This is a genomic window from Streptomyces sp. ICC4, from assembly GCF_003287915.1.
In the GTDB taxonomy this organism is placed as follows: Bacteria; Actinomycetota; Actinomycetes; order Streptomycetales; family Streptomycetaceae; genus Streptomyces; species Streptomyces tritrimontium.
The window spans coordinates 365842-390815 of record NZ_CP030286.1 but is presented as its reverse complement, the minus strand read 5'-3'; the positions used below and the strand labels follow the sequence as shown (position 1 = coordinate 390815).

Below are 24974 nucleotides of genomic sequence, written 5' to 3'. Positions count from 1 at the left end.
AGGGGGCCCTCCGCCCTGGCCAGTGATCGTCACGAGCGGCCGTGGTTCTCCTTCGGGAGGACTGAGGCGCCAAGCAACAGAAAGGTCCTGCTATGGCATTGGATGCCATTCGGTCGGATCCGCCCGACCGAACGCCTCAACGCAGAGTGCTCAAACGGGGAGCCATCTTCCTGCTGCCCACCGCGCTCTTTGCGGCGGCCACCCTGGTCCCGAGCTTCGCTCACGCCGCGGAAGCTCCCGTGGGGCTGGGGACCGCCACCAACTACGCGGTTCTGGCCGGTTCGACGGTCACCAACACGAACACCCCCACCATCATCAACGGCGACCTGGGACTCTATCCGGGCACATCGGTGACCGGCTTTCCGCCCGGCATCGTCAACGGAGTGCAGCGCATCGCCCCCAACGCCGCCGCCCTTCAGGCGAAGAACGACCTCGTCACCGCCTACAACGACGCGGCAGGCCGGGGACCAGGGAACGTGCTCGCTTCGGCCGAGATCGGCGGACTCACGCTGGCGCCCGGCGTCTACACAGCCCCGTCGACCGTGGGCATCACCGGCACGGTCACTCTCGACGGCCAGAACGACCCCGCCTCCGTCTTCATCTTCCGGATCCCCTCGACCCTGATCACGGCTCCGGCGAGTGTCGTGGCCTTCATCAACGGAGCGAACGCCTGCAACGTGTTCTGGCAGGTGGGCAGCTCCGCCACCATCGACACGACCTCCCAGTTCAAGGGCAACATCCTGGCCCTGGAGTCCATCTCGGTGAACACCGGCGCCGTGATCGAAGGCCGCGCCCTCGCGCGCAACGGCGCGGTCACGCTGGACAACAACACCATTACGAGGGCGGCTTGCGCCGTTGGCCCGCCGGGGCCTCCCGGACCGACAGGTTCGCCCGGCCCCACGGGTTCGCCCGGCCCCACGGGTTCGCCCGGTCCCACGGGTTCGCCCGGACCGACCGGCGCTCCTGGCCCTGACGGCTCGCCCGGTCCGACCGGCTCGCCCGGCCCTGACGGCTCGCCCGGCCCGACCGGCCCGCCCGGCCCTGACGGCTCGCCCGGCCCGACCGGCTCGCCCGGCGCCCCTGGCCCGACCGGCAGCCCTGGCCCGATCGGCAGTCCCGGCCCGACCGGCAGCCCCGGTCCGACCGGCAGTCCCGGCCCTGACGGCTCGCCCGGTGCCCCCGGCAGCCCCGGCCCGACCGGCGCTCCCGGCCCCACCGGCAGCCCCGGACCGGCCGGCTCGCCCGGCCCGGTCGGCAGCTCCGGACCCGTCGGCGCACCCGGACCCGCAGGACCCGCTGGGCCCGCCGGACCCGCCGGACCCGCGGGACCCGCAGGACCCGCCGGACCTGCAGGGCCCAAGGGGCCGCGCGGCGACAAGGGTGGAAAGGGTGACCACGGCGAGCACGGCCACGGGCACCACGACCACGACCACGACGAGGGCGGACCGGGCCACGGTCACGACGACGAGGACGAGGACGACGGCGAGCACGGCCACGGCCACGACGGGCCCGACGACGGCGGACCCGGCCACGGTCACGGTCACGGCAACCACGGCAAGCCTCCAGGGGCCGGCTTCCTGCCGGGCAACCTCGACGGTGTTCTGGGCCCCATGGGTGCCGGCCACACGGCCAAGAGCGTCAACTTCGCCCACGTGAGCGCCGCTACCCGCCAGCAGCCGGAGGGAGCATCGCCCGTACTCGCCGCGAACCACGCGAGCAGCGGGCTCGGCATCTTGCCCGTCTCCGCAGCCGCCCTCGCCTTCCTCGGAGTCTCGGTCCTCTTCACCATGAAGAGAGTCCGACGTACGGCGACTCGACAGGACTAGCCCATCGCGGACGTGACCACCTCACGCCCTGAGCCATCGGAGGCCTGGGCTGACGCTCGGTCACGCGCACGCGGCGCCCTGTCAGCCGTTCGGCGGCTGAGCCCCTGGACTCGTCGTCCAGGGGCTCGGTGACCCTCGGGGGACCCAGGTCCGGACCCAGGTCCGGCGGCTCAGAACAACCCGCGCAGGGAGAGGAGTTGGAGGTGAGGAATCATCCGGCGGCCGGATTCACGGACGGACTGGCCGTCAGGACATCGAGGGGCAGGGTGCCTGCACGCACTGAACTCCCTGCCCTGGCCGGCGGGGGTCAGGCCGGAATTCCGTATGGCCGTACGTCGTGACGACTGCGGCGACGAAATGCCGCGTACGGTCCGGGCCCAGCGCCTGGGCCTGCAAGTGCGCATACATATCGCTGTAGAGCCGCACGTCGGATCGTTTCTCCAGATAGAGGTCGCTGGTGAACCTTTCCAGATACACCACGCTCACATCGGTGGCGTCGGCAAATTCGAGCAGCGCGAACTGTCCCGAGACACCCGGATGCGCACCCACATCGTGAGGGAGGACCTGCAGGGTGATGTGCGGCTGGGCGCTGAGGTTGATCAAATGGTCCAGCTGTTCGCGCATGACCTCACGACTGCCCACGACGCGCCGCAGCGCCGATTCGTCCAGTACGGCCCATAAGCGCAGCGGGTTGCGCAGGGCATCCAGCCGGCTCTGACGCCGCAGCCGCACCTGGAGACGCGTGGCGGCCTGTTCGGCCGTGGCGTGAGGGATCGTTCCTGCGATGACCGCCTGGGCGTAGGCGGGAGTCTGCAGCAGGCCGGGGATCACCATGGGCTCGTAGACACGGATCGCGGCCGCCTCGGCCTCCAGGCCGATGTAGGCGCCGTACGAGATATCGCCGTAGGAGTTCCACCAGCCCTGCTGACCCGATTCCTTGGCCAGTTGCATCAGGTGGTCAACGCGCCGCTGGTCCTGGACTCCGTACAGCCCGCAGAGATCGCGCACGTCGCGCGGCTTGATGAGTCGGCGGCCGTTCTCCAGCAGGCTGATCTTGGGCTGGGAGATCAGCAGGCGTTCCGCCACCTGCTGCGTCGTCATTCCGCTGATCTCCCGAAGCCGGCGCAGCTCCGACCCCAGTCGGCGTCTGCTGACGGTGGGATTCACAGTGACGCCCACGGGACGCGTACCTCCGCTCCAAAAAACCTTGCACTGGCGAACAGACTGCCACGGCCGGGGCCGCCGGATCCGCCTTGGCTCCGTGTCGTACACGGTGATTCACGTCGAGCGAAGAACGACCATAATTCTCATTCTCCGCACCCGGCCGGCCATATTTTCCGGTTCAAATTAACAGGAATCCGAATACCGTCTCGAGGCGACCCGGATAATCGAAAATCCCCCCGAATCGGCCGCACCCCGATGCAGCTTTCTGCGCAATATGCCAGCGGCAGAGAGCCCGCCCCGCATGATCGCGGCCCACTCACGGGAGTTGGCACCTCGATCACGCCAAATGTCACCGCTGCCCAGGCCGACGCGGCCGCACCGCACGACATCAGGGCCGTGGCCGTGGCCAGCTCCAAGCACGGCGCCCCGTATTCCTACGCGCCGGGACCCGAGCGCTTCGACGGCTCCGGCCTGCCGCTCTACGCCTTCCGGTACACCGGCCAAGGCTGCCTCGTCCGCAGTCATCGCGGAAGCGTCCGCTACGGGGCGCTGCCTGATCTCGCCGGCTTCGGCGAACCCGCTTCGGCGTTGCCCTTGTCACGATCGCCGTCACGCCCATGTCCCTGATGCCGGAAGTTCGCCACAGGCATAGCCTGATAGATGGGTCATTGCACTCTCACGTGCCGCGGCCCGGAAGGGCGGCCCCGGCGTGTGAATGTGCCGGGGCCGTTGTGTCACCGTCGCCGCGCCACAGGGAGCACCGGCCGCGACGTTCTGCAACCGTGCCCCATGCATGCCCTTCGGAGCGGTGAACAGCGGTCAATTCGGGTATGGATGGACCCTGGCGACACACCTCTCGCCCAGGTCAGCGACCTGGGCCTTCTCCGTTGTCCAGACCCATTCAGGAGTCCCGCACCACTTGCGCCCCACTTGACGCCTGACCGGCCTGGTCAACGACCTTCCGCCGAGCGGCCCGCACCATCCCATCCAGCCCACCGGTGACCTCCCTCTGACGCTCGTGGTCCGAGTGTTGGTGGATTCGGCGCGGCCTTCTCCGAGGACTGCGACGTGGCAACCGTGGTCGGCGTATTCGGCGCCGCCGGATGGTGGGATCGCCACTCACGGATGTGGGGCGGAGTGAGCTGGTCAAGGTTCCAGCTCCCCCGGGAACAGCACCAGGTGCAGTCGGCAGTAGCCGCGGTGCAACTCCTCCGTGAGCAAGCCGACTCTGGGTTCGGCAACGCGCTTCGTTACGTACTCCTCGGAGGTGACCGCTCCGGGTCCGGGTCCCGCCGGGCGCCCCGGCGTCAGGTCTGCCTCGGCCTGGGAGAGAGCCACGCCTCTGCGACGCCTGCGTCAGTGGGCGGGATGGCCGATGGTGGGGCGTTGTTCGAGGGTGATGTCCAGGCCGCGGACGCTGTAGTGGTCGGCCGGGGCGAAGCCGGCGCGCTTGAGGAGCTGTTCTTGGACGGCAGTGGTCTGGATGGCGGCTTGGCGGGCGTCGGCGGAGAGGTGGTTGCAGGTGATGCGCCAGACGCGGGAGGTGTGGGCCAGTCGCCGTTGCAGGACGGCCGGGTCGGCGGGGAGGTGGTTCAGGGCTCCGAGTTCGGCGGCTGTCCGAGTCGTGCCCAGGTCGGGGTGGCCCGTGAACGCCTCCTTGAAGGCGATGCCGATCAGCCCGCACCGGCCTCCGCTGAAGAGGACGGCGTCGCCGGGGGTGTCGTGCGTGCGCAGGGTGCTGATCACGGCGTGGCTGTCCCAGGGGCGGCTGCCCTCCTGGCGGATGGCGAGGTGGGACGCGGCGAGGGGGACCGCTGCGAGGAGCGCGAACAGCAGTCGTAGGCGGGAGGGGGCGACGGCGAAGGCCGTCGCGAGCAGGAGTGCCAGGGCCGGCAGGCAGAACAGCAAGTAGCGGTAGGAGAAGAGGGGGTGGCCGAGGGAGACGGCCGCGAGGAGCAGCGGGGGCACGACCAGCCAGGGCACGCCGACGGCGAGGGCCAGGGGCGGGGCGTTGCGCCGGCGGACCACGAGGAGGATCAGGGCCGTGAGGGCGGTGCAGGTGAGCAGGAGCTTCAGTGCGGAGGGGAGGGTGTCCTGGCCGGGGGTGAGGAGCCAGGTGAAGTAGTTGAACGGGGTCCCGGCGGTGACCGGCGCGGCTTCGCCGACGGCGGAGCGCTGGGCGGAGGCGAGGATCAACAACGGGACGACGGCGGCGATGCCCGCGGCCTGGGCCAGCAGGAAGCGTACGACGCTGCGGCGGCCGGGGCGCCGCAGGGCGATGGTGGCCGCGTGGGCGGCCACCAGCAGCAGTCCCAGCACGTTCAACCAGCCGAGCAGGGCGATCAGCACGGCATAGCCGGCCGGCCGACGGACCCGCGAGTCACTGGACAGGGCCTTCACCAGGGCACCCGTGGCCAGTACCGCCACGGCCATGACGAAAGCGAAGGAGCGGGCCTCCTGCGCGTACCGCGACGCGGTGGGCAGTACGGCGAGCAGCAGCCCCGCGCAGAGTCCGAGGTGGGGGCCGCCGAGCAGCCGTCCCAGCCACGAAAGGCCCGCTGCCGCGACGGCCACCGCCACCGCGGAAGGCAGCCGCATCGTGAACTCGCTGACCCCGGCCACCTGCCCGACCAGGTACATCAGCACGTAGTGCAGGCCGTGCACCGCATCGACGTGCCCCATCAGCTCCATCAGTTGCGGCCAAGTCCGCCGCGCCACATCGATGGTGACGATTTCATCGGTCCACGCGGAGGGGTCCGTGTTCCCCCATGCCCGAGGCCGAGCCCGACGACCGGGGGCGCCCACCCGGCCGCGCGCATCCAGAAGGCACGGCCGGCGGACGCGCCGGGTATGACGGGCATGGCGGGTTGGGGCGAGGTGGCTGTCACGGTGACGCTTTCGTCGCTGGTACACCCGCACCCGGCGGTGCTGGGACGGGCGGCGAACAGCGTCACGTGTGACACCGGGCAGGATGCACCCCCACAGGCGGTACATTATGTGCAAAACGGATCTTACGGCCAAAATGGCAGTGGGGTGCGCCCCTCGCCCCCGGGGACCGGCTCTGGAACGTCCCCGTGCGGTCCGGGGCGTAGACGCCCGTGCCCGGTCAGCTGCCGGAGTACGTTTTCGCAGGTCAGGCGCCAGATGACCTAGATGTTGGCACGCCGCCGCGCCACGTAGCGGAGCAGGGACCAGATCGCCGCGGCGTTGGCCAGGGCGCTGACCAGGATCACGGCGCAGAAGCCGAGTCCGACCCACATCGAGGGGTCGTCGGCCATGGAGGTGTCCGGGGCCACCCAGTCCGCGGGGAGCGGGTCCGACTCCGAGGGGAAGTCCGTGGGCAGCTTCGCGGGCGGCTCGGAGCCCTCGTACTGGGGGTCGAAGGGCGTGTCCGAGTCCGGGGCGTCCGGCGCGGGTACGAGGAACGAGAGCAGCAGGAGGCTGACCGGCGCCGTGGCCAGGATCGGGAAGACCCCGAACATCCCGCTGTCCCCGTTCCACTGGCCGATCGCGAAGTAGACCAGCAGCGCGGCCACCAGTGCCAGGTACGCACCGGGCACCCACATCTCAGCCTTCGACCAGCGCCGCACCATGACGTTCCCCGTTCCCGTTCCACGTTCCGCTTCGTTCGTTCTGTTGCCAGTCTCGAAGCTGCCGGGTCCCGCCACCTGAGTACGCCTACTCATCCTGATCGGCCCTGAGTACCTGGTCAGAGCCGTGCACGGAGCGGGCCGCCACGCCGGGGACGCCGCGCACCGCATGTCCTTCCGAGCGCGCCCTAGTACCAGCCCTAGTACCAAGGGCGGGCGTCGGGGGTGGGCAGCGGGCGGAGGTTCGTCCAGCGTGCGAGCAGGCGGTCGGCCAGGGCGGAGCTGAGGCGGCCGACGGCGTGCAGGTGGTCGTGGTCGCGGGTCATGTCGGCGACCACGCCCAGGCGGTGGACGAGCCGCTCGCGGGCGGAGACGTAGCCCCACTTGAAGTCCTCGGCGGGGACCCGGGCGAGCTGGTCGGCCGTTCCGCGGTGGGCCCGCTCGACGAGCGCGTCGCCCTGGATCAGCCAGCCCGCGCACGCGTCGGCGAGGTCACCCGGCACGTCCTTCCCGGTGAGGCCGCGCCAGGTGGTCCGGTAGACGTCCTCGACCTCCGTGAGGGGGGCCGCGGTGACCGACATGGCACACCAGCAGGTGGGGAAGCCGATGCGGAAGTAGGCGAGTTCGATCAGGCCGTTGCCGAGCGAGGCCCGCTCGAAGTCGACGAATCGGACGCCGTCGGCGGTGCGCAGATCATTGCCGGGGCAGGGGTCGCCGTGCAGCAGCGCATGGTGTGGTGCGGGGTCCAACCGCTCCAGGAGACCGCCGAGTTCATCGGGAACCGTGGACGGTACGGGTACGTCGAGCGCCCCGACCAGGGCGAGGAAGGACTCCGCGTCGGTGGCCGTGGGCCCCGACGAGACCGGTAGCGCGCCCGCGTCGGCGGGTCCGGTCAGGGCGTGCAGCCGGGCGAGCGACTCGGCGTACCCCGGCATCCAGTCGGCCGTCTTGCCGAGGTCGTCCAAGTGCTCGAGGACCATGACCCGCGAGGACGGGTCCGTGGCGAGGACCGCGGGGGCCACGGCGGGCCCGGCGGCCCGACCCGCCAGGCGAAGCCCGGCGAGCTCCCGCGCGAAGCGCGTGTTCGCGTCGGCGCCCGTGTCCCCGCCGTCGGTGATCTGCTTGACGATCACCAGCCGCTGGTCGGCCAGCCGCACCCGCCACACCCGTGACCGCGGACTGCTGTCCAGGAGCTTGGCCTGCTCGGGGGTGCCCACGGTGGAGCGCAGCGCCTCGTTGAACGGAAGACGGTTCGGCATGCCGACGAGCGTAGCCGCAGCTTCGCACGCGCGAGCGGGCGCGCGGCGGAGGGCGGGCGGCGGAGCGCGGGCGCCGGTCGGCCCTCCGGGGGACTCACAATCCGGTGCGGTGTTTCGTCGAAGTTCCGAGGGCCGGAGCGGGCCAGGGGAACCAGGGGGAACCAGGGGGCGGTCGCAGCCATGAGCAGCACATCCGGGGCAGGGCACGACGGGGCCGATCCGGACCTGAGCGCGGTCGTCGAGGAGCGGCGCCGGCTGATCAACCTCGGCTACCGGCTGCTCGGTTCGCTGGCCGAGGCCGAGGACGCCGTGCAGGAGACGTACGCGCGCTGGTACGCCATGTCGCGCCGGCAGCAGGAGGCCGTCGAGTCGCCCGGAGCCTGGCTCACGACGGTGGCCGGCCGCATCTGCCTGGACGTGCTCGGCTCGGCGCGGGTCCGGCGCGAGCGCTACGTCGGCTCGTGGATCCCCGAGCCGCTGCCCGACCGTACGGAATGGTTCAGCGGGCGGGCCGGTGGCGGCGGCAGGGGCGAGCAGGCCGATCCCGCCGACCACGTCACCCTGGACGAGTCGGTGGGCATGGCCTTCCTCGTCGTACTGGAGTCGATGACGCCCGCCGAACGCGTGGCGTTCGTCCTGCACGACGTCTTCCGGTACCCCTTCGCCGAGATCGCCGGGATCGTCGGCCGCACTCCGGCGGCCTGCCGGCAGCTGGCGTCCTCGGCCCGCCGGCGCGTGCGCGCCGCACGGGCTCCGGCGGCCGCGACGGCCGGACAGGCCGTCGTGGTACGGCACTTCAAGGAGGCGTGGGAGGCCAAGGACATCGAGGCCCTCGTCAGCCTCCTCGACCCCGACGCCACGATGACCTCCGACGGCGGCGGCCTGGCCGGCACCGTCCTGCACCCGGTCGAGGGCAGCGAGCGCATCGCCGAGTACCTGATCCACATCGCCGAGAAGGCGCCCGGGCTGACGCTCCTGGAGCGGACGGTCAACGGCGGGCCGGGCCTGGTGGCCCAGCACGCCGGGGTCACCGTGACCGTGGCGGCGTTCAGCCTCGCCGGCGACCGCGTCACCCGCATCTGGGCGGTCCGCAACCCGGAGAAGCTCCGCCCGTGGACCGGGAACGGACAGAGCTGACGTTCGGCGCCGACTCCCCCGTTCATGCCCCCCGTTCATGCCCCCTGCCCACGTCCGCCGCCACGTCCGCCTCCACGTTCGCCGCCACCTTCACGTCCACGTATGGGAGCCATCGCACATGCGCATACGACTTCTCCAGGGGCTCGCCCTGCTCGCCACCGGCCTGCTCGCCGGCGCGTTCGGCTACGGCGCGGCCAACCTCGTCCCCACCTTCAACGCGGTGCCGCTCGACATGCGCCTGTCGTTCCACGCCGAACTGATGAAGATGAACGGCATCACCATGCAGGCGGCGATGGCCGTGTCGACGCTGAGCTCCCTCGCCCTCGCGACCCTGACACGGGGCCGCCCCCGGCTGATCGCGGGGGCGGCAGGTCTGCTGACCCTCTCGTCCTTCCTGATCACCCGGTTCGGCAACGTGCCGATCAACGGCCGGATCAAGGAATGGGCCCGCACCTCGGCACCGGCCGATCACGCGGAAACCCTGCGGCTCTGGGAACTCTTCAACAACCTGCGTACGTTGACCGCGCTCACGGCGTTCGTCCTGCTGATCGCCCTCGCCCTGTGGCAGTCACCGACGGCCCGGCCCGGGATCAGCCGCTGCCCATGACGGGGGTCTCACGTGATCGGTTGCGGCCGATCGCGCAGGTGCGGGAGCCGAGCCGGCCACTTCGGCGCTGCCCGCGCTGCCCGCGCTGCGGCGAACCGCTCACCATCGTCGGTTGCGCCGTCACCCCCGCCCCGGGTACGGGCGCGAGGTTGGTGGTGACCAGGGTGGGGAGGTGGTGCTCACCGCGCCAGGCCAGCAGCCGGAAGGTGATTTCCTCGTTCCACTCGGACGACTTGCCGGCGCCGAGGTCGTCCAGGAGCAGCAGCGGCACCCGGGCGATGTCGCGCAGGAGCCATTCGACGTCCACGCCACTGCGCTGGCGCATCTGTCCGAAGAGATCGACGGCCTTGATGGCGTGCCAGCGGACCGCGCACCCCGCGGCGGTGAGCGAGCGGATCGCCCCGTATGCCTGGCGGGTCTTGCCCGCGCCGGTGTTGCCCCACAGCAGCAGCGAAGGCCCGCCGGCGATCACACGGCGCCCGCCGCTGCCCCAGTGGGGGTTGTGATCATCGGCGTTCGGCGCGGTCGCCCTCTCGGCGATGGTCCGCACCCAGGTCATGACCGCCGGGTGGTCTGCGAATGCGTCCCGGTAGTCGGCCGGGATCCGCCGCTGCGCTGCCTCCAGAGCCGGGATCGGCTCCGGGGTGTCCGGTAGGGCCGGAGTGGTGGCATCGATGCCGCGGGCGGCGAGTTGGGCGGCGAGTCGGGCCTGCAGGCGGTCGGAGACGGCGGGCTGCGGGTCGGCGAGACGGTAGCGGCTCACAGGCTTCCTCCGAACGTGGTGGGCGCGGGCGCCGGGTTGAAGTAGGGCCTGTAGGCGGATCCGGTGCTGGCCCATGGCCCCGCGCCGGAGGCGGACGATGACGGAGAGCCTGCGTGCTGCGGTGAGGCGTTGACGACCTGGTTCACCAGGCTGGGCAGCACGCTGGGATGCAGGCCCTTGTCACGCAGCAGGCCCATGGCGGCGCGGATGTCGCTGGGCGCGAAGTCCTCGTCGAGGAGCATCTTGATCTTCCGGCCGAGCAGTCCTCGTATGTCACTCGGAGGCTTCTGCCGGCAGTCCTTTACGTACTCGGCCACCAGGTCCTTGGCGGACACCTTCTCCGAGACGCTGCCAGCCGCTGGCGCCTGGCGCCCCGTAGGTACAGATCCAGGATCCAAGATCCTAGATCCAGACGACGAGCCCTCGCGCATTTGTGTCGAGCCCTCGTCGAAACCCGCCTGACCTGCGGTTTTACCGGAGAGGTCGGAAAGCGTCTCCTGCCGGGGCTCCGGAGCGGATCGCGGTGCGGTGCCGACGCCGGCGGGTGCGGGGTCTGGCTCCGCCGCAGGCGCGGAATCGGGCGAAACCGGCTGATCGAGTACTCGACGAGTATTCGTCGAATCCTGCGAGGCGCTACCGGAAAGCCCGGCGGCCGTGGTCGGCGCCGACGCCCTGGCGGGCGAGGGGGAGGCAGGGCAGGCCGCGCTGCCGCACTCGCTGCACAGCCGGTCGGCCTGGTGCACGGGGCATCGGGGCATGCGCGACGCGGAGGGCCGGTCGATCTTCTGGTGCTTCTCCCACTTCACGAAGTGCAGGTAGTCCTTGTCGTCGCACCCGGTGTAGCGGCAGATGATGCCGGCGGCGGCCAGCTGGTCGAGGTCCCTGGCCACATGGGCAGGCGTGTGCTCGATACGCAGTGCCCACACGAATCCGGCGATGATCGCCGGATGGGCGAGGAACCGTCCGCTGTCATCGGCCTGGGTGAGCAGTCCGGCGAAGGTCACCATCGCGGTGACATCGCACGAAGCGAGGTCTTCCGACCAGAACATCTCGGGCTTGATAGTTCGGATGCGGGCCATCAGGCAGCACCCCCCTGCTGGCGGGTTGCGGGGTCGGCCGTATGCTCCGGTCTTTTGCGCGCGGCGGTCGCCATGCGACACTCTCCTCTGGTGTGACCCGCCGTACCGGTGTGCCCGTGAGAAGGTCCGGTTCGGCGATGTTGGGTGGCTGTCCGCTCATTCGTGGGCGGTCGTGCTGCCAGAAGCGTCCGGCGTCTGAGAGTTCCCGCTCTCGGGCGCCGTCGCTGTTTCTGGGCTCAGCCAGCCCGTAAGGTCCATCCGCTGCGCATCCAGTCCCCCCTCCAAGTCCTCTGCCGGGCCTGGTGACCGGCGAGCGACGACGAACATACGTAGAACCAGCCGGAATACCTAGACATTGCTCTAGAACTCCTCACAGGTCACGACATGCATCCTGACCAGCGCCGATCTCCCGGATGACAAGACAGTCACGGGACTAGGCGACCTGGCCGGCGGCCGGTACCGTTCGTTGAGTCGAAGTTATCCGCGTTCGGCGAACCGCACAAGTGGCTAAAACTAGGTTTCCTGAATACAGTGAACCCAGGACGGGATCGAAGGGAGGAGGGGCATGCCGGCACGTATCTTCGATGGACAGCGTGTACGCGCGCTCCGTCGCTCTGCCGAGCTGACGCAGGAGGCTTTGGCGACCGTGGTGGGAGTCCAGGGAACCAGCGTGACCGCGTGGGAGAGGGGTACGAGTCATCCGGATCCGGAGAGGCTCCCCGCTCTCGCTCGTGCGCTGGGCCAGCCGCTCGGAGACCTGTTCCCGCGTGATGGCCTGCCGACCTTGGCGGACCTGAGGGCCGATGCCGGGTTCTTCCAGAACGAGGTGCCGGGGCTCCTGGGCACCAAGTCCGCTGGCCCTGTGGCGAACGCGGAGCGGGCCAAGCGGCGGCTCTCGGGTGTCTTTGTTGAACCGCTGGCCAAGGCGTACGGCGTGAGTGTCGAGCAGCTGATGGCAGCGCAGGAGCGCTCGTTCGGGATCGAGGTGCCGGAGCCTCACCCCGAGGTTCCCACGAGCCTGGCCGAGAAGATGCGGTATCTCCTGGAGAACCCGGACGACGGCAGCACGCCACCCTCGGATGCGCAGATCGCGCGCGCGGTCAACGCCTACGTGGGAGCCCAGGTGCTCTCTGCGGCCGGAGTTGCGGACCTGCGGAACGGCGTGGTGACCGAGGCGTCCCCACCGGTGCTGGAGGGACTGTCGGCTGCCTTCGGAGTCAGCGCCCTCTTCTTCCGGAGCCGCGATGTGGTCAAGAGGCAGGTCGCCGAAGGGCTGACCCTGCTCGCGAACGTGCAGGCCGGCAAGATCCGCGGTTTGAAGGGGCGACAGATGGGGCCCGAGGGGCTGCCCACCGAAGTCATGGCCCTGATCAACAACATCGTCGCGGAAATCGAAGAGCGGGGCCTGCCCAGCGCCTGACGGCGCCGGGCAAAGCCCCGCTTGGTAGTTCCCTGCGTCTAAGCGGCCTGGTGCTGGCGGCCGTTGGTGAAGACGGCACGTACCGCGCTCAGGGCGGACAGCTCTTCGAGCGGGTTGCCGTCGACCAGGAGGAGGTCGGCGCTGTAGCCGGGGGCGATGCGGCCGGTCTGGTCACCTACGCCGAGGGCCGCCGCAGCCTCGGTGGTGGCCATGGCCAGGATTCGGTCGCGGGAGACGCCGAGGTGCTCGTAAAACCCGAGGGCGCCCACGATCCCGTCGAATCCGGCGCGCTGGACGCCGGCGTCGGTGCCAGCGATCAGACGGGCTCCTGCCTCGGCCATCCGCTGCACGAGCGCGAACATGGCGGCGGCCTTCTCCTCGCCGAAGAAGCGGGGGAGCATCCGCCAGTGCGGGCTCACGGCCGGGCAGACGTAGATCCCCTTCTCGACGATCTGTGCCAGGACGTCCTCGCGGAGGTCGAAGCCGTCCTCGGTCATCCAGGTGCAGTGCTCGATGGTGTCGACACCGGAGGCCACCGCGTCGGTGATGGCATCGGTGCCGTGCGCGTGCGCGGCCACCTTCAGGCCAGCCTGGTGGGCCTCTTCGACTACGACGGCGAGCTCGTCTGCGCCGAACTGGCTCTTCCAGCTGGGGGCCCCGCCCTTGGTGAGTCCGCCGCCACCGGCCATGACCTTGACGACCTTGGCACCGTCGGCGACGTTGCGGCGCACGAGGGCGCGGGCCTCGTCGGCGTTGGAGACCTCGCCTCCGAGGAACCAGCAGTGTCCTCCGGGCGGAGTGACGGGGGCACCGGCTCCGATGATGCGGGGACCCGTCGCGGTGCCGGCGGCGATTTCCTGGGCGAGGCGCAGCGCGAGGCCTCCGCGGTCGCCGAGGTCGCGGGCCGTGGTGACGCCGGTGGCCAGCAGCTGGTCGGCGCGCTTGCGCATCCCCTCCAGCAGGTCCTCGTCGCTGGCTTCCTGCATGGTGGCCACGGGGTCCGCGCCGGCGTCGAAGACCAAGTGGACGTGGGCGTCGATGAGGCCGGGCAGCAGGGTGGAGTCCGGGAAGTCCTGGCGCGGCTCGTCGCTGCCTGCCTGGGCTTCGATGTCGGCGCGCAGGCCGACGGCCGTGATGATGCCGTCCCGGACGAGTACAGCGCCGTCGGTTACGTCGGCGTCTCCGGTGAGGATGCGGCCAGCTGTGATCAGCATCGGGATTCTCTTTCCGTGAAGGGTGGTCAGGCGGCGCGGAGGGCGTCGGAGAGGGCGAACAGGTGGGCGGCGTCAGCACCGGCGCTGTCGATCTCGGGCACGGCCAGCGGAATCACCGGCTGGGCTTCCTCGGACCCGTGGACGTCTGCGGCCGCTGCCGAGCGGAGCCGGTTGGCCAGGATGGTCGCGTCCATGGCCAGGAGGTCCTCCGTCGTCAGGTCGCCCATGAGGGGGCTGATACGGACCAGCCCGTCTCGACACTCGACCACGCGGCGGTGGTAGAGGCGGTGCACGCCACGCACACCCCAGGTTTCGAGCACAGTCGCCCGCGAGCCGAGGACGGTCTCGGGGAACCGGTCGGACAAGAGCACCCAGAGGGGTTCGAGGCGCCGGTACCCGCGGCGGTGCTGCCGCCACACCCGCAGAGCCGACAGGCGGCTGCGGGCGCCGGAGTACGAAACGCCGACGACGAAGAGGAGGATGGACAGGACCAGCAGCATCGCGACGACGGACATCAGTCCCTTCGGCACGGTGCCGCCCTGCCACCGGGTTGCCACGAAGACCGCGCGGACAGCACAGGCCGCGGCCATGGCCAGCAGCCCGACCGCGGTGATCCAGAGGCCGGTGGAGTGCGGACGCGGTGAAAGCCGGGCGTAGCGGACCGTCCAGATGCCTGCGGCGCCCAGGGCGTAGGTCAAGTACAGGCCGGCGACGCCGTAGAACGCGGCGAGCTGGGTGATCGTCATGTCCGCGGTCGAGAAGGATCCGGCGAACACCTCGTGGGGCACCGTCGTGGCCGAGATGATGAGAACGGCCGCGACCCCGAGTACGAGGAGCGCCTCGCGACGTGCCCGACGCCTACTCGTTGTCCGGTCGGCCGATGAGTAGAGGTAGAAGCACATCAGGAAGTACACCGTGCCGAGCAGCAGGATGTTCTGGATGAGCTTGGCCGCGCCGTGGCCGGCGACGGTGTCCACGCCACTGGCTCCGCCCGGCATCGCCACCGGATAGGACAGGGCCGCGCACACGAGGCACAGGGTGACGGAGCGTAGGGCGCCATCCCGGGGTGCCTTCGTGAGCTGGTAGACCTTCCACGCAACGGCGGCGGTGAGGACGAGGAGGAACAGGATCGTCATCACAGCCACCCCTGCCGGTCACCCAGGGCCAGGTTCACGCTGCGCACGGCCGGATCGGCGGCCGGCGGAGGACCGACCTGCTCCAGGACGGACGCCCACTCCATGATGATCGTGGCCGCCTTCTCCACCTGACACTCCTCCTTGTCGAGGTACGAGCACCGCCCGCCCTCCAGTCCAAACCCTGGGGTGAGGTCTCCCCAGGGGGAGGCCTGTGGTCCGTCGGCCTTTAGGTGACACAGCTCGTGCAGGATGATGTGGTCCTGGTGGAGCTGGGTCGTGCGCTCCTGGACGACGATGACGTCGGCGTCCGGGAGGTCGAGCCAGAACCCCACGGGCCCCGGCATCGGTAGCGGAACGCGTCGAATCAGAATGGGTCGATCGCGCTGGGCTGCCAGCGCGCTCCGAAGCTCGTCGATGCGCAGCGGGGGCTGCACGCCGAGCTCTTGGAGCTCCAGGCGGATCCGCTTACGAAGCTGCCTGTCCGCCACGCGGTCCGCTCGCCCTGCAAGGGTGAAGGCCCCTGGTCGGCGCAGAGGCCAGGGCCGCACCTGGCGATCGGTGTTGCTGTGGGGACGTGTGTCCCCGGTTCGCCACCACATAGGTCCCTCGTCAGCCAGTGGTCGTCCGCCACACCCGCAGGCGTGGCGATCGACACCGGTGCTATCGCTTGTATGTTCGATATCCGAGGCGGACGCCACAGCAGTGGGGGTACGGCTCGGTTTTGTCCTGCTGTCTGAGGGGCGGGGTTCGCCGCCGGTCAAGCGGTACCCCTGCGCCCTGCGAGCCTCTCCACCCAGCGACTCCGCTGGGCTCGTGCTCGGGGTTCTGCGGAAGACGCATCTCCGCATGGCCTGGCCGGTGGAGGTCACGGAAGAAGGCCCTGCTGAACCCGTGATTCCACCTGCTTGATCGAACCGTACGTCATCTCTGGAGTGGATTGATCACCGGCTTCGGGGAGGGCAATAGGACCCGAAAAGCCAGGCAAGATCGAAAACGCCTATTCGATCATCGAATCCCATGGAGCATGCCGTAGTGAAACCTATCTGACCTGCCGTTATTTGACGGATGGCTTGGCAGGTTCGCGGAAAGTGTGCACCAGTGGATTCGTTATGAATCCGAAACAGGGCACTCCCGGGGCCTGCTGTTGAAACGGTGCGATTCGGGCATAGTGGAACCTTTGTGGTGATCTCGAATTGCGTGACACAGGTCGCATCCACATGAATGTGGAAGTGAATTAACCTGACGTCATGGCTACCGCGATCACCGAAACCGAAGCCTTCGCTGGCTTCTGGTCTGAATACCACTTGGCCACGCTGACCACGTTGCGTTCTGATGGAACTCCGCATGTAGTGCCCGTTGGTGTGACTTACGACCACGACGCGGGCGTCGCGCGTGTCATCACGCGAAAGAGCAGCGTGAAAATCGCCAACATCCTTGCCGCGCTTCCGGGAGAGGCGAGAGTCGCGATATCGCAGGTAGCGGGTCCGAGATGGCTGACCATCGAGGGTGTAGCCGAAGTTCGAACTGCAGAAGATGAGGTTGCGAACGCTGTCGATCGCTATGCGGATCGATACGGTCGCCGCCCCGCTCCAGACCCTGAGCGCGTGCTGGTAGAGATAACCCCTGTGCGCGCCATGGGGCTGCTGGAGATTCCATCCCGTCCGTGAGGCCCGCGTCGCTTCCCCCTACGTGGAGGTGGCGTTCCCCCCCATTTTCCTGGCGGGATTTCTTGGATCTCCGGTCGTGCGGCGCTGCTTGAGATTTGCGACAGGGGTCGATTCGTGGGGGCGATCTGTGGAATCCGCGGTTTCTAGGGCTACTTGGTCACGCAATCAGCTCAAGATTCCTGATGCGAAGTCGAGATGCAGGCAGTTCGCGATCCCCTTGCGGCGGGTGGGTGTTCGCCGCGTCCGCCCCGGTCGGTCTGGTGCTACCTCAGTCGGCGTAGGCCAGCGGATGTCCGATGGGTACGTGCACGTTCCCGTCCTTCGCCGAAGCGTTCCACGGTATCGACAGCCCCGCCGAGACAACGCCGGGTCAACATTCAACACCTGTTCGAGTGAGGTGTATTGGCGCTGTAGTCGTCAGCCCGGAGCGAACCCGCACCGGGAGGGATGCCTACCTCCGGCGCCCCACATCCGCCCGGTCTGCACGGCGGTACGTCCCTCCTGGTCACCCAGGGTCAGGCCAGCGATGGCAGGATGCCGCAGGGCCACCGTCCGAGCCAGAACGCGGCGGCCGAGGGATGGTTCTCGGCTTCGGTGGAGCCGTCGTGCAGCAGGTACTCGGTGGGGGCCACATAGCCCTCGCCGGGAGCGAGGCGGATCCGGAAGACGCGAATGGACCGGCCGCTTGCGACGTAGGAGCGGTAGTCGTCCGTGTGGGGATAGCGTTGGGTGGAATCGGCCGGGTGAACGGCCCGGCACACTGCTTGAGCGTCGATGTTGCCGAGGATGATGTATCGAGTGCCGGGGCCAAGGTTGAGACAGAGCCTCCGGCGCCCGGTGTGCTTCTCGGCGTACGGGAGTTTGTCCCAGTTGTCGAGGTGGAGCCCGAGCAGCCGACCGGTCGCGTAGTTCTCGGTGGTAGTGATCATGTCGGGCTTGGCGAGGGCCTGGCCGAGGTACACCGCGTCCGGATCGCCCAGGGAGCGAGGCAGGTCTTCGAGCGGGAGTCCTCCCCGGTACGAGGGCTGGACGATCTCCACCAGGGTGCTGTCCAGGGGTCGGCGCGGCGCGGTGACTGCCCTGATGTCTGCATCGGCCATGGGGCGCCACTGCCCGGTGGGGACGACCGCACCAGGTTCGTGGCTGGTCTCCTCGGGGCGGGTGGTGCGGACGGTGGAGACCTCGCAGCGGGCACGGAGCGCGGCTGGGTCGCGGAAGGCGATGTGCAGGGGCACGGGGTCCTCCCGGTCAGTCGTCACCGATGGTGATGTCGAGTTCGTTCACGAGGGCCTCGGCGAGGTGGGTCTGCTGACCGGCGTCGATGCGTACCTTCGCGAGGTTGGCGACGCCGCGGATCTGGGAGAGGTCGTTCTCGCGCAGGTCAGCGCCTCGGTAGCGGCCGGCTCGGAACTCGGTGAGCCTGAACTGGCAGTCGGAGAACACGACGTCGGACAGGTCGCAGTCGGTGAACGTGGCCTCGGTGAGGACGCAGCCGATGAAGGCGACGGGGCCGGTGGCGCGCACCCTGTCGAAGGTGGCGTAGTCGAACTTGCAGCCTTCGAACAGGACGTCATCGAGGACTAGGCCGTCCAGGGCGGCGCCCATCAGCTTGGTGTCGCGGACGTGGACGCGGGTCAGCTTGCTCTCGGCCCAGCGTGCCGAGCCGAGGTCGCTCCCGGTGATCTCGACGCCGTGGAGGTTGACCGACTCCAGCTCGGTGCGCTGTGCGTGGATGCCGGTGATCCGACCGGTGATGAGGTGGGTCTCCGCGAGGTCGAGTGAGCGCAGGCTGGCGGCGCCGTAGGCGAAGTCCTGGACGGTGCCGCGGGTGCTGTTGAGGCTGTCGACGTTGCTCAGGTAGAGGCCGGGCTCGTCCAGCTCGGGCAGGGTGATCGTGGTGCGGCCGAAGGCGCGGGTGGCCATGGTGCTCCTTGTCGTTGGGGCGGCCCCGCGCTGTGGCAGGACCGCCCCGGTACGTGGTGGGGCTACTTGCTCTTGCTCCAGTCGTCCCAGGTGGGCCGGTTGTCGAAGGCCGGGGTTGGGTTGTCCCAGGTGGGGCGGTTGTCGAACGTGGCGAGGGGCAGGGCGGGGGTGTTCTCCCAGCGGGCGACGGCCGAGGTGCCGGCGGCCTCCAGGAGGGATTCGAATCCCTCCGCCAAGTCCATCACGAGCGAGGCGGCGTCAGTGGGCGTGTGTACGGACATGTCGCGTGACTCCTTCGAGTAGGGCGATTTTGGCGGTGGTGCAGTACTGGGTCCTGGTCCCGTCGAACCGGCCGTCGTGCTCGAAGTACCGGTTCGCGGCATGGGCGCCCCCGCAGAAGGCAAAGGAGGGACAGGCGGCGCGGCACGCGTCCACGCCCTGCCAGAACTCGGTGATCCAGGGCGTGCGTGCTTCGGCCTCGGCCACGAGGACGTCCAGGCCGTCTTTCAGGACGTTGCCGGTGGTGAAGTCACCGAACCGGGTGTCGGTGAAGCCGGCCAGCTCGGGAGAGAGCAGGACCACCCCGCCGTCATAGGCGATGGTGGGCATCGGATCCCAGGGGGCTGAAGCCGGCGTGGGGGGCGTGGCGTGGCCGCCGAGGACGGCGCCGGCGAAGTTGAGGACCCGCTGGATCTCCCGTAGCCGGATTGCCGGGTTGGCCCGCCAGGCGTCTGCGAGGGCGGCCCAGAACTCGGTCGCGCGCACGGGGTCGGGGCCCTTGGCCCCGCGGTTGACTCCCTCTTCCTCTTCGACGTTGACGCCGAGGGTGGTGACGCCCAGGTCGGCGAAGAACTCGTAGAAGCGGGCCGCGTTCTCGGGGTCGGGGTCGGAGACAACCGCGATGGCGGAGACCGGGATGCCGTGGTGGCGCAGGCGCTCGATGCCCCGCATGGTGACGCGGAACCCGGGGTGGCCGGCAAGGGTGACCCGGTGGGTGTTCATGTCCTCGGGCCCATCGATGCTGACGCCGACGCGCACCTGGTGCTCCAGCAGGAACTCGCACCACGCGTCATCCACCAACGCCGCGTTCGTCTGGACGCTGTGCTTGACGCCCTTGAAAGGGGCCATGAGTGCGGCCAGGTGGGTGCGGCCCGTGGCGAGGGGCTCTCCGCCGTGCCAGACGACCTCGAAGGCCGGATCGTCGGCCGCCCAGGCGTTGACCGGCTTGGCCACCGCCTCCGCGACCTCGACCGGCATCAGGTGACTCATCTTGCGGAACGGCAGGTAGCAGTACGTGCAGTCCATGGGGAGGCATTTCGTCGTCGGCTGCATGATCACGGACCGGGGTCGGGTCGCGAGCCGTAACGCACTGTGCATGGTGCTCCTCTCGATCGGGTTCGAGTGGTGCGGCCCCGCCCGGAGGGATCGTGCAGGCCGGGGTTCCGGGCGGGCAGTCACGCGAGCTTCAGCGGGCGTCGGCCTGACGGAGGGCCTGGTGGTCGGTGACGACCCACTCGGCGCCGCCCCCTTCGGGCCGCAGGAACACGGCGTCGGGGACGATGCGATGGGTCCGGGGGTCGTTCCACTCGCCGACGAACTGCACGACCGCTTCGCAGTCCTTGGAGGGGTCGTAGATCCGGGCGCCCTCGAAGAGCCATGCCGGGCGCCGGCTCACGCCGTGCCGTCCGCGGCGGCGTCCCGCAGGAACCGCTCCAGGCCGCGCTCGGCGCGGGCTTGCAGGGAGGGGCTGGGGTCGGGGATGTCGAACGGGTCGTCCCACGGCGCGTACTCGGGCTGGTGCCGCACCGCGCTGTCCGTCGTCCCGGCGGAGAGCCGGGCGGGCACGTCCTCGGCTGGCATGAGGGTGGTGAGCGAGGCGGTCCAGCCGTCCTCGCCTCCGCCCTCGGGGCACAGGCGGTAGACCGTGGTTCCCGTGTCCTCAGGGACGTCTATGACCACGCCCGTGCGAGAGGTGGCGGTGTCGTACGCGAGGTCTCCGCGCAGGGGCCAGCGAGGGTCGGGATCGTCAGGCTGCTGTCGTCGTACGCGGTCATGGTCAGTGCGACGCGTAGAGGTCATGTTGCGGACCGTAGGTGGCCCGCTACAGGTGAATATGATTCCGTGGAATACCCGCAGGTCAGTCCAGGGAAAAGCGGCTGGTCATGCCGCGTAGCCGCTGGCGGGTAGCTACCCGCTCGGCATAGATGATCTTACGCAACGTTGCCCGCGCGACGGGATGGTTGCGGACCAGCTGCGGGGCGATGCGCTCAGCGGCCTCCAGCTCGGTCAGGGCCTGATCGCGGTTGCCGTCCCAGAGCCACGCGCGGGCGAGGTCCATGTGGTGGTGGCCGAGGCGGGAGTTGGGAAGGACCGCGATGTGTGCGGGGTCTGCCTCCCGGTTCAGGCGAAGGGCCTTCGTCTGGTCGCTCATCTCCAGGGCCGCGCTGACACTGTGGATGATCACGTTGCCGAGGCTGAACGTCACCGAGTGCCGGTCGTGGATCTCCGGCCCGACGTAGGCATTGACCCGCTCGCCCGCCGTACGCGCCAGGGCCAGGCGCTCGTCGGATCCGGCCACGTTCCCGCCGCGCGCGTACGAGATCGCGGCCCGCAAGTGCAGGGCGCCCCACATCCGCAGAGCGAGAGGGTCGCCGGCCTCGTACTCGGCCTCGATGCCGGCGAGGGCCTTGTCCCCGAGGGCGAGCGCGTCGTTCCAGTCGGCGGAGGCCCAGGTGTCCCACATCCGCATCCACAGAGCCATGGCGGGCATCACCGGGTCTCCGGAGAGCTGCGCGGACCACGTGGCCCGCTCGCAGGCCATCGCGACCAACTCAGGATGGCCGAGAGCGTGGGCGGCGGTGTGGGCGAACTTGCAGGCCACCGCGTAGATCGCGTAGGCCTCTTCGCGCTCGTGGCCGGTGGACGCCTCGGCGAGGGCGCGGGCTTCCCGCAGCATGTCCGGGAGCTCGCTCAGCACTGCACCGTTCGCCGCGGCGTCGCGCAGGCGGAGCAGGCGCTTCATGTCGTGCCACAGCACCTCGGAGGGGCGCGGGGTCCCGTCGAAGACGGGCGCCAGGTCGTACCGGCGCAGCTCGCGCAGGATGGAGGCGGCGGACACCTGCCACTTCGTCTCGGCCCCGCCCCCCGTGTACGGTCGCTCGATCAGAGTGTTCGGATGGCAGTGCAGTGCGGCGGCCACGGCGTTGATCAGCCCGGCCCGGTCCAGCTCGATCCGGCCCTTCTCCAGCTTCGATACCCAGCCCTGCGTCCGGCCGAGCGCGGCTGCGAGATCGGCCTGGGTCATCCCGACGGAAAGCCTCTGACGCCGGACCCGCTGCCCGATCCGCTCCTGCTCCTCGATGTACCCGCTCACACCCACCACCCCGATCTGCGACCGCCTCTGACGCGAAGGTACCGCCGAGACACGGTACGAGGCGGCCTTTGGCCAAGGGATCCCACACCGCGAGAAGCTGTATCGGGATGCGCAGAACACCCGTTTGGTGTCAGCCGGCGAGCGGGATCTCCGCGAGGGACTCCCAGGTCATGCGCCAGCCTCCGGTATCCGGTGCGATGTCGTAGCGGACGTTCAGCAGGTGGACGGCATCGACTCGCAGCGAGGCGCGACGGGGGGTGATGGTGTTGCGGAGAGTGCTGTTGAGGGTGTCGGAGTCGGCGGAGTCGTAGGAGTAGCCGAGGGACATGTGTGGCCGCCCGCCGTTGTGCTGCAAGGCCGCGGCTCCCCGGGTAGTGCGGATCGCGGAACGTACGCGTTCCGTCAAGGCGATGAATTCCTCGTCGGGCCACACGTCGAGTACCGCGCCAGCGACGTTGCCGATGGGCGGTCCCACCTCGGTGTCGAAGGGAGCCACCGTGGCGAGTTCCTTGCGCAGGGCAGCGATTAGGTCCCGCCGCCCGGCTGCGCTGATGCCGGCGGAGGCCGTGTCGGCGATCATCTCCACGGTGAGGTGCAGGGTTCCGGGGTCACCGGCCTGAGCCGGGCAGGCAGGATCGATGGGGTGGTCCATCAGCACGGGGCGGCAGGCGTGGGCCAGGGCCAGCAGGTCCTCGTCCATGCCGGAGCGAGGCAGTACGTAGACGTGGAGGACTCCCATCCCTTCGACCCACTGCTCCCCGCCACCGAACTTGGGCGTGAACCGGCGCATGAGACCTCCAGCTACTTCGTGGCTTGCACTCCCCAACAGGGAACCTATCGGCCGCCGTGCCCGGTGCGGTGGCTCCTGCCGTAATGGCCGGAATCACCCACGTGGGTATCGACCTGGTGCGCCAGACCCCGGCACGACCAAGGGGCCAAGCCCGAAGGTGGAGCACTGCTTGGGGGTGCGGGCCGACGGCTCGCTGAGACGCGCCGCCTTCTCCAGCAAGGCGGTCACCGATCAGCGAAGATGATCGACTGTCAGTGCCGGCTGCGACGCTGGTGGCATGCCACGCATGCAGAGAAAGGGCTTCCACGACGCCCTCATGGCGCAGTGGGCCGAGGGAACTGACACCGAGGCGGCACGCGCCAAGGCCATAGCCGATCTGCGGGCCGGCGCCGTGCCGCCGTGGGGGCACAAACACGAGGAAATCGTCCTGACGTCCTACCTGGTCAGGGAGCGGCTGCGCAGGGAGCTGCCAGACCCGGAGCGCGAGGGCGGCCGACTTTACGTCCTGGGATTCCAAGGCCTCCGCCCTGTGGTGAAGGTCGGAACCACCAGCAACCCCGAGCGGCAGTTCAACGCGTACGAGATCCAGGCGCGCAACCTCGGCTTCGCTCTCGTTGACGGGTGGGTCTCGGAGCCCCTGGGAACGAGGAAGGAGGTCTTCGGGCAGGAGGCGTACATCCTTGAGAGCCTGCACTTCGTCCTGAACGGACACCTCATCGGCGGCCGCATCTTCGAGTGGTTCCATGGCCACGACTTCCAACGGATCAAGGAACTCGTACAGGAACCGGACCAGCTCGTCATGGAGCGCTTCGGAGCACCAGCCAAGCCCACGGCACCGGGGCCCGGTGAGTGAACGATCGGTGACCTAGCCCCCGGAGGGCTACGGGGGTATTGGCTTCGCACAGCTGCGAGTCAGATGAAGCGCGCTGCTGGAGACTCGTGGACCGATTTCCCCTCTTGCGGTTCCGTCGGCGAAGGGCTTCTCGCGGTCGCCACGGAAATCCGGGCGATGAGGTCGAAGAAGCTCTCTATCTGATCATTCCTCGCAGTTGGGCCGGATGTTTGTGGATGCCTGCGGCCCACACCGGGGGCCCGGCAAGATGAGGCCCATGTCTGACAACGCGAGTCCCTGCCTTGACCTGGAGATGAGCCTCCTGCTCCCTTCCTCGGCGCCGGCCACCTGGGGGGCTGCGGTCCACGAAGCAGCGCGACTTTTGGTCGGAATCAACTATCCAATTCATCAAGGCAGTTGGGACCTGCGTGCTCTGTCCTTCGTCCTGTACTCCCGAACGTACGCTGGACGGCCTCCCCAGGAGGTGGCCCTCAGTGATCTTCGCGCGGCGTTCTCCGGCCCCGCCGACCGTGAGCCGGGGATCATTGGGGAGATCGACGAGGCGCTCACGGCGACGGGGCAGGGCTACGACACTCGCGCCCACAAGAGCATGCCGCTATGGAGCATCTTCCGAGAGATCTGTGACCGGTACGGCGACCGCATCCGCGGGAGCGCGCTGGCCGACGATATCGAGCCCCCAGTGCCCGGTCCGTCCCCGATGCGTGCCGCCGCCCAGCGCCTTGCCGAGGTCTTCGCCGAATACCCGGCGAAGGCCCGCGACGCGGCTACTGTCCCGGAGATCGCCTCTGCCCCCCTCCTCCTGGAGTCCCAGCGGATCCAGGTCGTGACGGGCAGCAGCGTCAGACGCCTCTCCTGCGCCCAGGGCTGCGAGATCGTCGCTCTGCGTGTGGACGGCCCCGAGGCGATCCAGGTGTGCAGCCAGGGGCACGAGTCGAGAGATTGGGAGCTGGACGCCGTCCGGGCACGGTTGGCGTTTGCACGCACCACTGGTGCCCTCCCATCCGCAGCTGGCACCTTCCAGGTTCAAGAGCTGCGGATCGCGTCTACGACGCTGCCCCGGGACAGCGACCCGGAGGAGATCAACGTGTTCCTCCGTCCCCAGCCCGAGCTCTTCGGACGTGAAGGCGTCCTCGATCGGCTGCGGCGCCTGGTGGATCGCCCCTCATGATCCCT

General features: G+C 69.4%; 24 protein-coding genes. 7 read left to right on the top strand and 17 right to left on the bottom strand.

The annotated features are described in order from the left end of the window. Positions 1–239 precede the first annotated feature (239 nt). Positions 240–1826 carry an ice-binding family protein gene (locus tag DRB89_RS01935; protein WP_239515977.1) on the top strand — a complete coding sequence of 529 codons (1587 nt, stop codon included), beginning with the start codon at positions 240–242 and terminating at the stop codon, positions 1824–1826. Positions 1827–2072: 246 nt separating this feature from the next. On the opposite strand, the gene DRB89_RS01930 is transcribed toward DRB89_RS01935, so the two are convergent. The 4 genes from DRB89_RS01930 to DRB89_RS01915 form a co-directional block, all read right to left on the bottom strand. Beyond that, entirely contained in the window at positions 2073–3005 is a 933-nt protein-coding gene (locus DRB89_RS01930; protein ID WP_112446173.1) for a helix-turn-helix transcriptional regulator, read from the bottom strand. Positions 3006–4346: 1341 nt separating this feature from the next. After that, positions 4347–5672 (bottom strand): hypothetical protein, encoded by a 1326-nt coding sequence (locus tag DRB89_RS01925; protein ID WP_239515976.1) that lies wholly within the window; start codon positions 5670–5672, stop codon positions 4347–4349. A 467-nt stretch (positions 5673–6139) separates the two neighbouring features. Continuing rightward, positions 6140–6583 (bottom strand): hypothetical protein, encoded by a 444-nt coding sequence (locus DRB89_RS01920; protein ID WP_112446172.1) that lies wholly within the window; start codon positions 6581–6583, stop codon positions 6140–6142. A 197-nt stretch (positions 6584–6780) separates the two neighbouring features. Continuing rightward, the gene (locus DRB89_RS01915; protein WP_112446171.1) at positions 6781–7839 is read right to left on the bottom strand and encodes a phosphotransferase; all 1059 of its coding nucleotides are present in this window, start codon (positions 7837–7839) and stop codon (positions 6781–6783) included. Between the two features lie 180 nt (positions 7840–8019). On the opposite strand from DRB89_RS01915, the gene sigJ reads away from it, so the two are divergent. Beyond that, positions 8020–8976: an RNA polymerase sigma factor SigJ gene (sigJ, locus tag DRB89_RS01910; RefSeq protein ID WP_112446170.1), complete on the top strand. Its 957-nt coding sequence runs from the start codon at positions 8020–8022 to the stop codon at positions 8974–8976. A 118-nt stretch (positions 8977–9094) separates the two neighbouring features. Further along, positions 9095–9583, top strand: coding sequence for a DUF1772 domain-containing protein (locus tag DRB89_RS01900; RefSeq protein WP_112446169.1), 489 nt, complete (start codon positions 9095–9097; stop codon positions 9581–9583). Here the strand turns inward: DRB89_RS01900 and DRB89_RS01895 are convergent. Together DRB89_RS01895 and DRB89_RS42665 are read right to left on the bottom strand one after the other, a co-directional pair. Then, positions 9567–10346, bottom strand: coding sequence for an ATP-binding protein (locus tag DRB89_RS01895; protein WP_239515975.1), 780 nt, complete (start codon positions 10344–10346; stop codon positions 9567–9569). The genes DRB89_RS01900 and DRB89_RS01895 overlap by 17 nt on opposite strands. Next, positions 10343–11425, bottom strand: a complete 1083-nt coding sequence (locus tag DRB89_RS42665) for a hypothetical protein (protein ID WP_112450649.1) — start codon at positions 11423–11425, stop codon at positions 10343–10345. Before DRB89_RS42665 ends, DRB89_RS01895 begins: the two co-directional genes overlap by 4 nt. Before the next feature lie 565 nt (positions 11426–11990). Between DRB89_RS42665 and DRB89_RS01885 the strand changes: the two genes are divergently transcribed. Next, positions 11991–12845 carry a helix-turn-helix transcriptional regulator gene (locus DRB89_RS01885; RefSeq protein WP_112450650.1) on the top strand — a complete coding sequence of 285 codons (855 nt, stop codon included), beginning with the start codon at positions 11991–11993 and terminating at the stop codon, positions 12843–12845. A gap of 38 nt (positions 12846–12883) precedes the next feature. On the opposite strand, the gene DRB89_RS01880 is transcribed toward DRB89_RS01885, so the two are convergent. From DRB89_RS01880 to DRB89_RS01870, 3 genes are read right to left on the bottom strand one after another with little or no spacing between them, the layout of a single operon-like run. Beyond that, positions 12884–14059, bottom strand: coding sequence for an amidohydrolase family protein (locus DRB89_RS01880; RefSeq protein ID WP_112450651.1), 1176 nt, complete (start codon positions 14057–14059; stop codon positions 12884–12886). 26 nt (positions 14060–14085) lie between these two features. Beyond that, positions 14086–15195 (bottom strand): MAB_1171c family putative transporter, encoded by a 1110-nt coding sequence (locus DRB89_RS01875; protein WP_112450652.1) that lies wholly within the window; start codon positions 15193–15195, stop codon positions 14086–14088. Beyond that, positions 15195–15527 (bottom strand): hypothetical protein, encoded by a 333-nt coding sequence (locus DRB89_RS01870; RefSeq protein ID WP_239515974.1) that lies wholly within the window; start codon positions 15525–15527, stop codon positions 15195–15197. Before DRB89_RS01870 ends, DRB89_RS01875 begins: the two co-directional genes overlap by 1 nt. Positions 15528–16442: 915 nt before the next feature. Here DRB89_RS01870 and DRB89_RS01865 point away from each other — a divergent pair. Then, entirely contained in the window at positions 16443–16862 is a 420-nt protein-coding gene (locus tag DRB89_RS01865; protein ID WP_112450654.1) for a TIGR03618 family F420-dependent PPOX class oxidoreductase, read from the top strand. A gap of 515 nt (positions 16863–17377) precedes the next feature. Here the strand turns inward: DRB89_RS01865 and DRB89_RS01860 are convergent. The 8 genes from DRB89_RS01860 to DRB89_RS01825 form a co-directional block, all read right to left on the bottom strand. Continuing rightward, a complete protein-coding gene (locus DRB89_RS01860; RefSeq protein WP_112450655.1) occupies positions 17378–18121 on the bottom strand; it encodes a hypothetical protein in 744 nt (247 codons plus the stop codon). Beyond that, the gene (locus DRB89_RS01855; protein WP_112450656.1) at positions 18111–18785 is read right to left on the bottom strand and encodes a pentapeptide repeat-containing protein; all 675 of its coding nucleotides are present in this window, start codon (positions 18783–18785) and stop codon (positions 18111–18113) included. The genes DRB89_RS01860 and DRB89_RS01855 overlap by 11 nt, the downstream gene beginning before the upstream one ends. Positions 18786–18847: 62 nt before the next feature. Continuing rightward, on the bottom strand, positions 18848–19066 hold the full coding sequence (amcA, locus tag DRB89_RS01850) for a multiple cyclophane-containing RiPP AmcA (RefSeq protein WP_112450657.1): 219 nt from the start codon (positions 19064–19066) through the stop codon (positions 18848–18850). Then, the gene (gene amcB, locus DRB89_RS01845; protein ID WP_112450658.1) at positions 19044–20162 is read right to left on the bottom strand and encodes a cyclophane-forming radical SAM peptide maturase AmcB; all 1119 of its coding nucleotides are present in this window, start codon (positions 20160–20162) and stop codon (positions 19044–19046) included. The genes amcA and amcB overlap by 23 nt, the downstream gene beginning before the upstream one ends. An 88-nt stretch (positions 20163–20250) precedes the next feature. Continuing rightward, entirely contained in the window at positions 20251–20460 is a 210-nt protein-coding gene (locus tag DRB89_RS01840; protein ID WP_112450659.1) for a hypothetical protein, read from the bottom strand. Next, positions 20457–20864 carry a hypothetical protein gene (locus DRB89_RS01835; RefSeq protein WP_162688441.1) on the bottom strand — a complete coding sequence of 136 codons (408 nt, stop codon included), beginning with the start codon at positions 20862–20864 and terminating at the stop codon, positions 20457–20459. Before DRB89_RS01835 ends, DRB89_RS01840 begins: the two co-directional genes overlap by 4 nt. A gap of 58 nt (positions 20865–20922) precedes the next feature. Continuing rightward, positions 20923–22158, bottom strand: coding sequence for a helix-turn-helix transcriptional regulator (locus tag DRB89_RS01830; RefSeq protein WP_112450661.1), 1236 nt, complete (start codon positions 22156–22158; stop codon positions 20923–20925). 130 nt (positions 22159–22288) lie between these two features. Next, a complete protein-coding gene (locus DRB89_RS01825; protein ID WP_112450662.1) occupies positions 22289–22948 on the bottom strand; it encodes a 2'-5' RNA ligase family protein in 660 nt (219 codons plus the stop codon). A gap of 277 nt (positions 22949–23225) precedes the next feature. Between DRB89_RS01825 and DRB89_RS01820 the strand changes: the two genes are divergently transcribed. Together DRB89_RS01820 and DRB89_RS01815 are read left to right on the top strand one after the other, a co-directional pair. After that, entirely contained in the window at positions 23226–23801 is a 576-nt protein-coding gene (locus DRB89_RS01820; RefSeq protein ID WP_112450663.1) for a hypothetical protein, read from the top strand. A gap of 256 nt (positions 23802–24057) precedes the next feature. Next, positions 24058–24969: a hypothetical protein gene (locus DRB89_RS01815; RefSeq protein WP_162688440.1), complete on the top strand. Its 912-nt coding sequence runs from the start codon at positions 24058–24060 to the stop codon at positions 24967–24969. Positions 24970–24974: the final 5 nt, after the last annotated feature.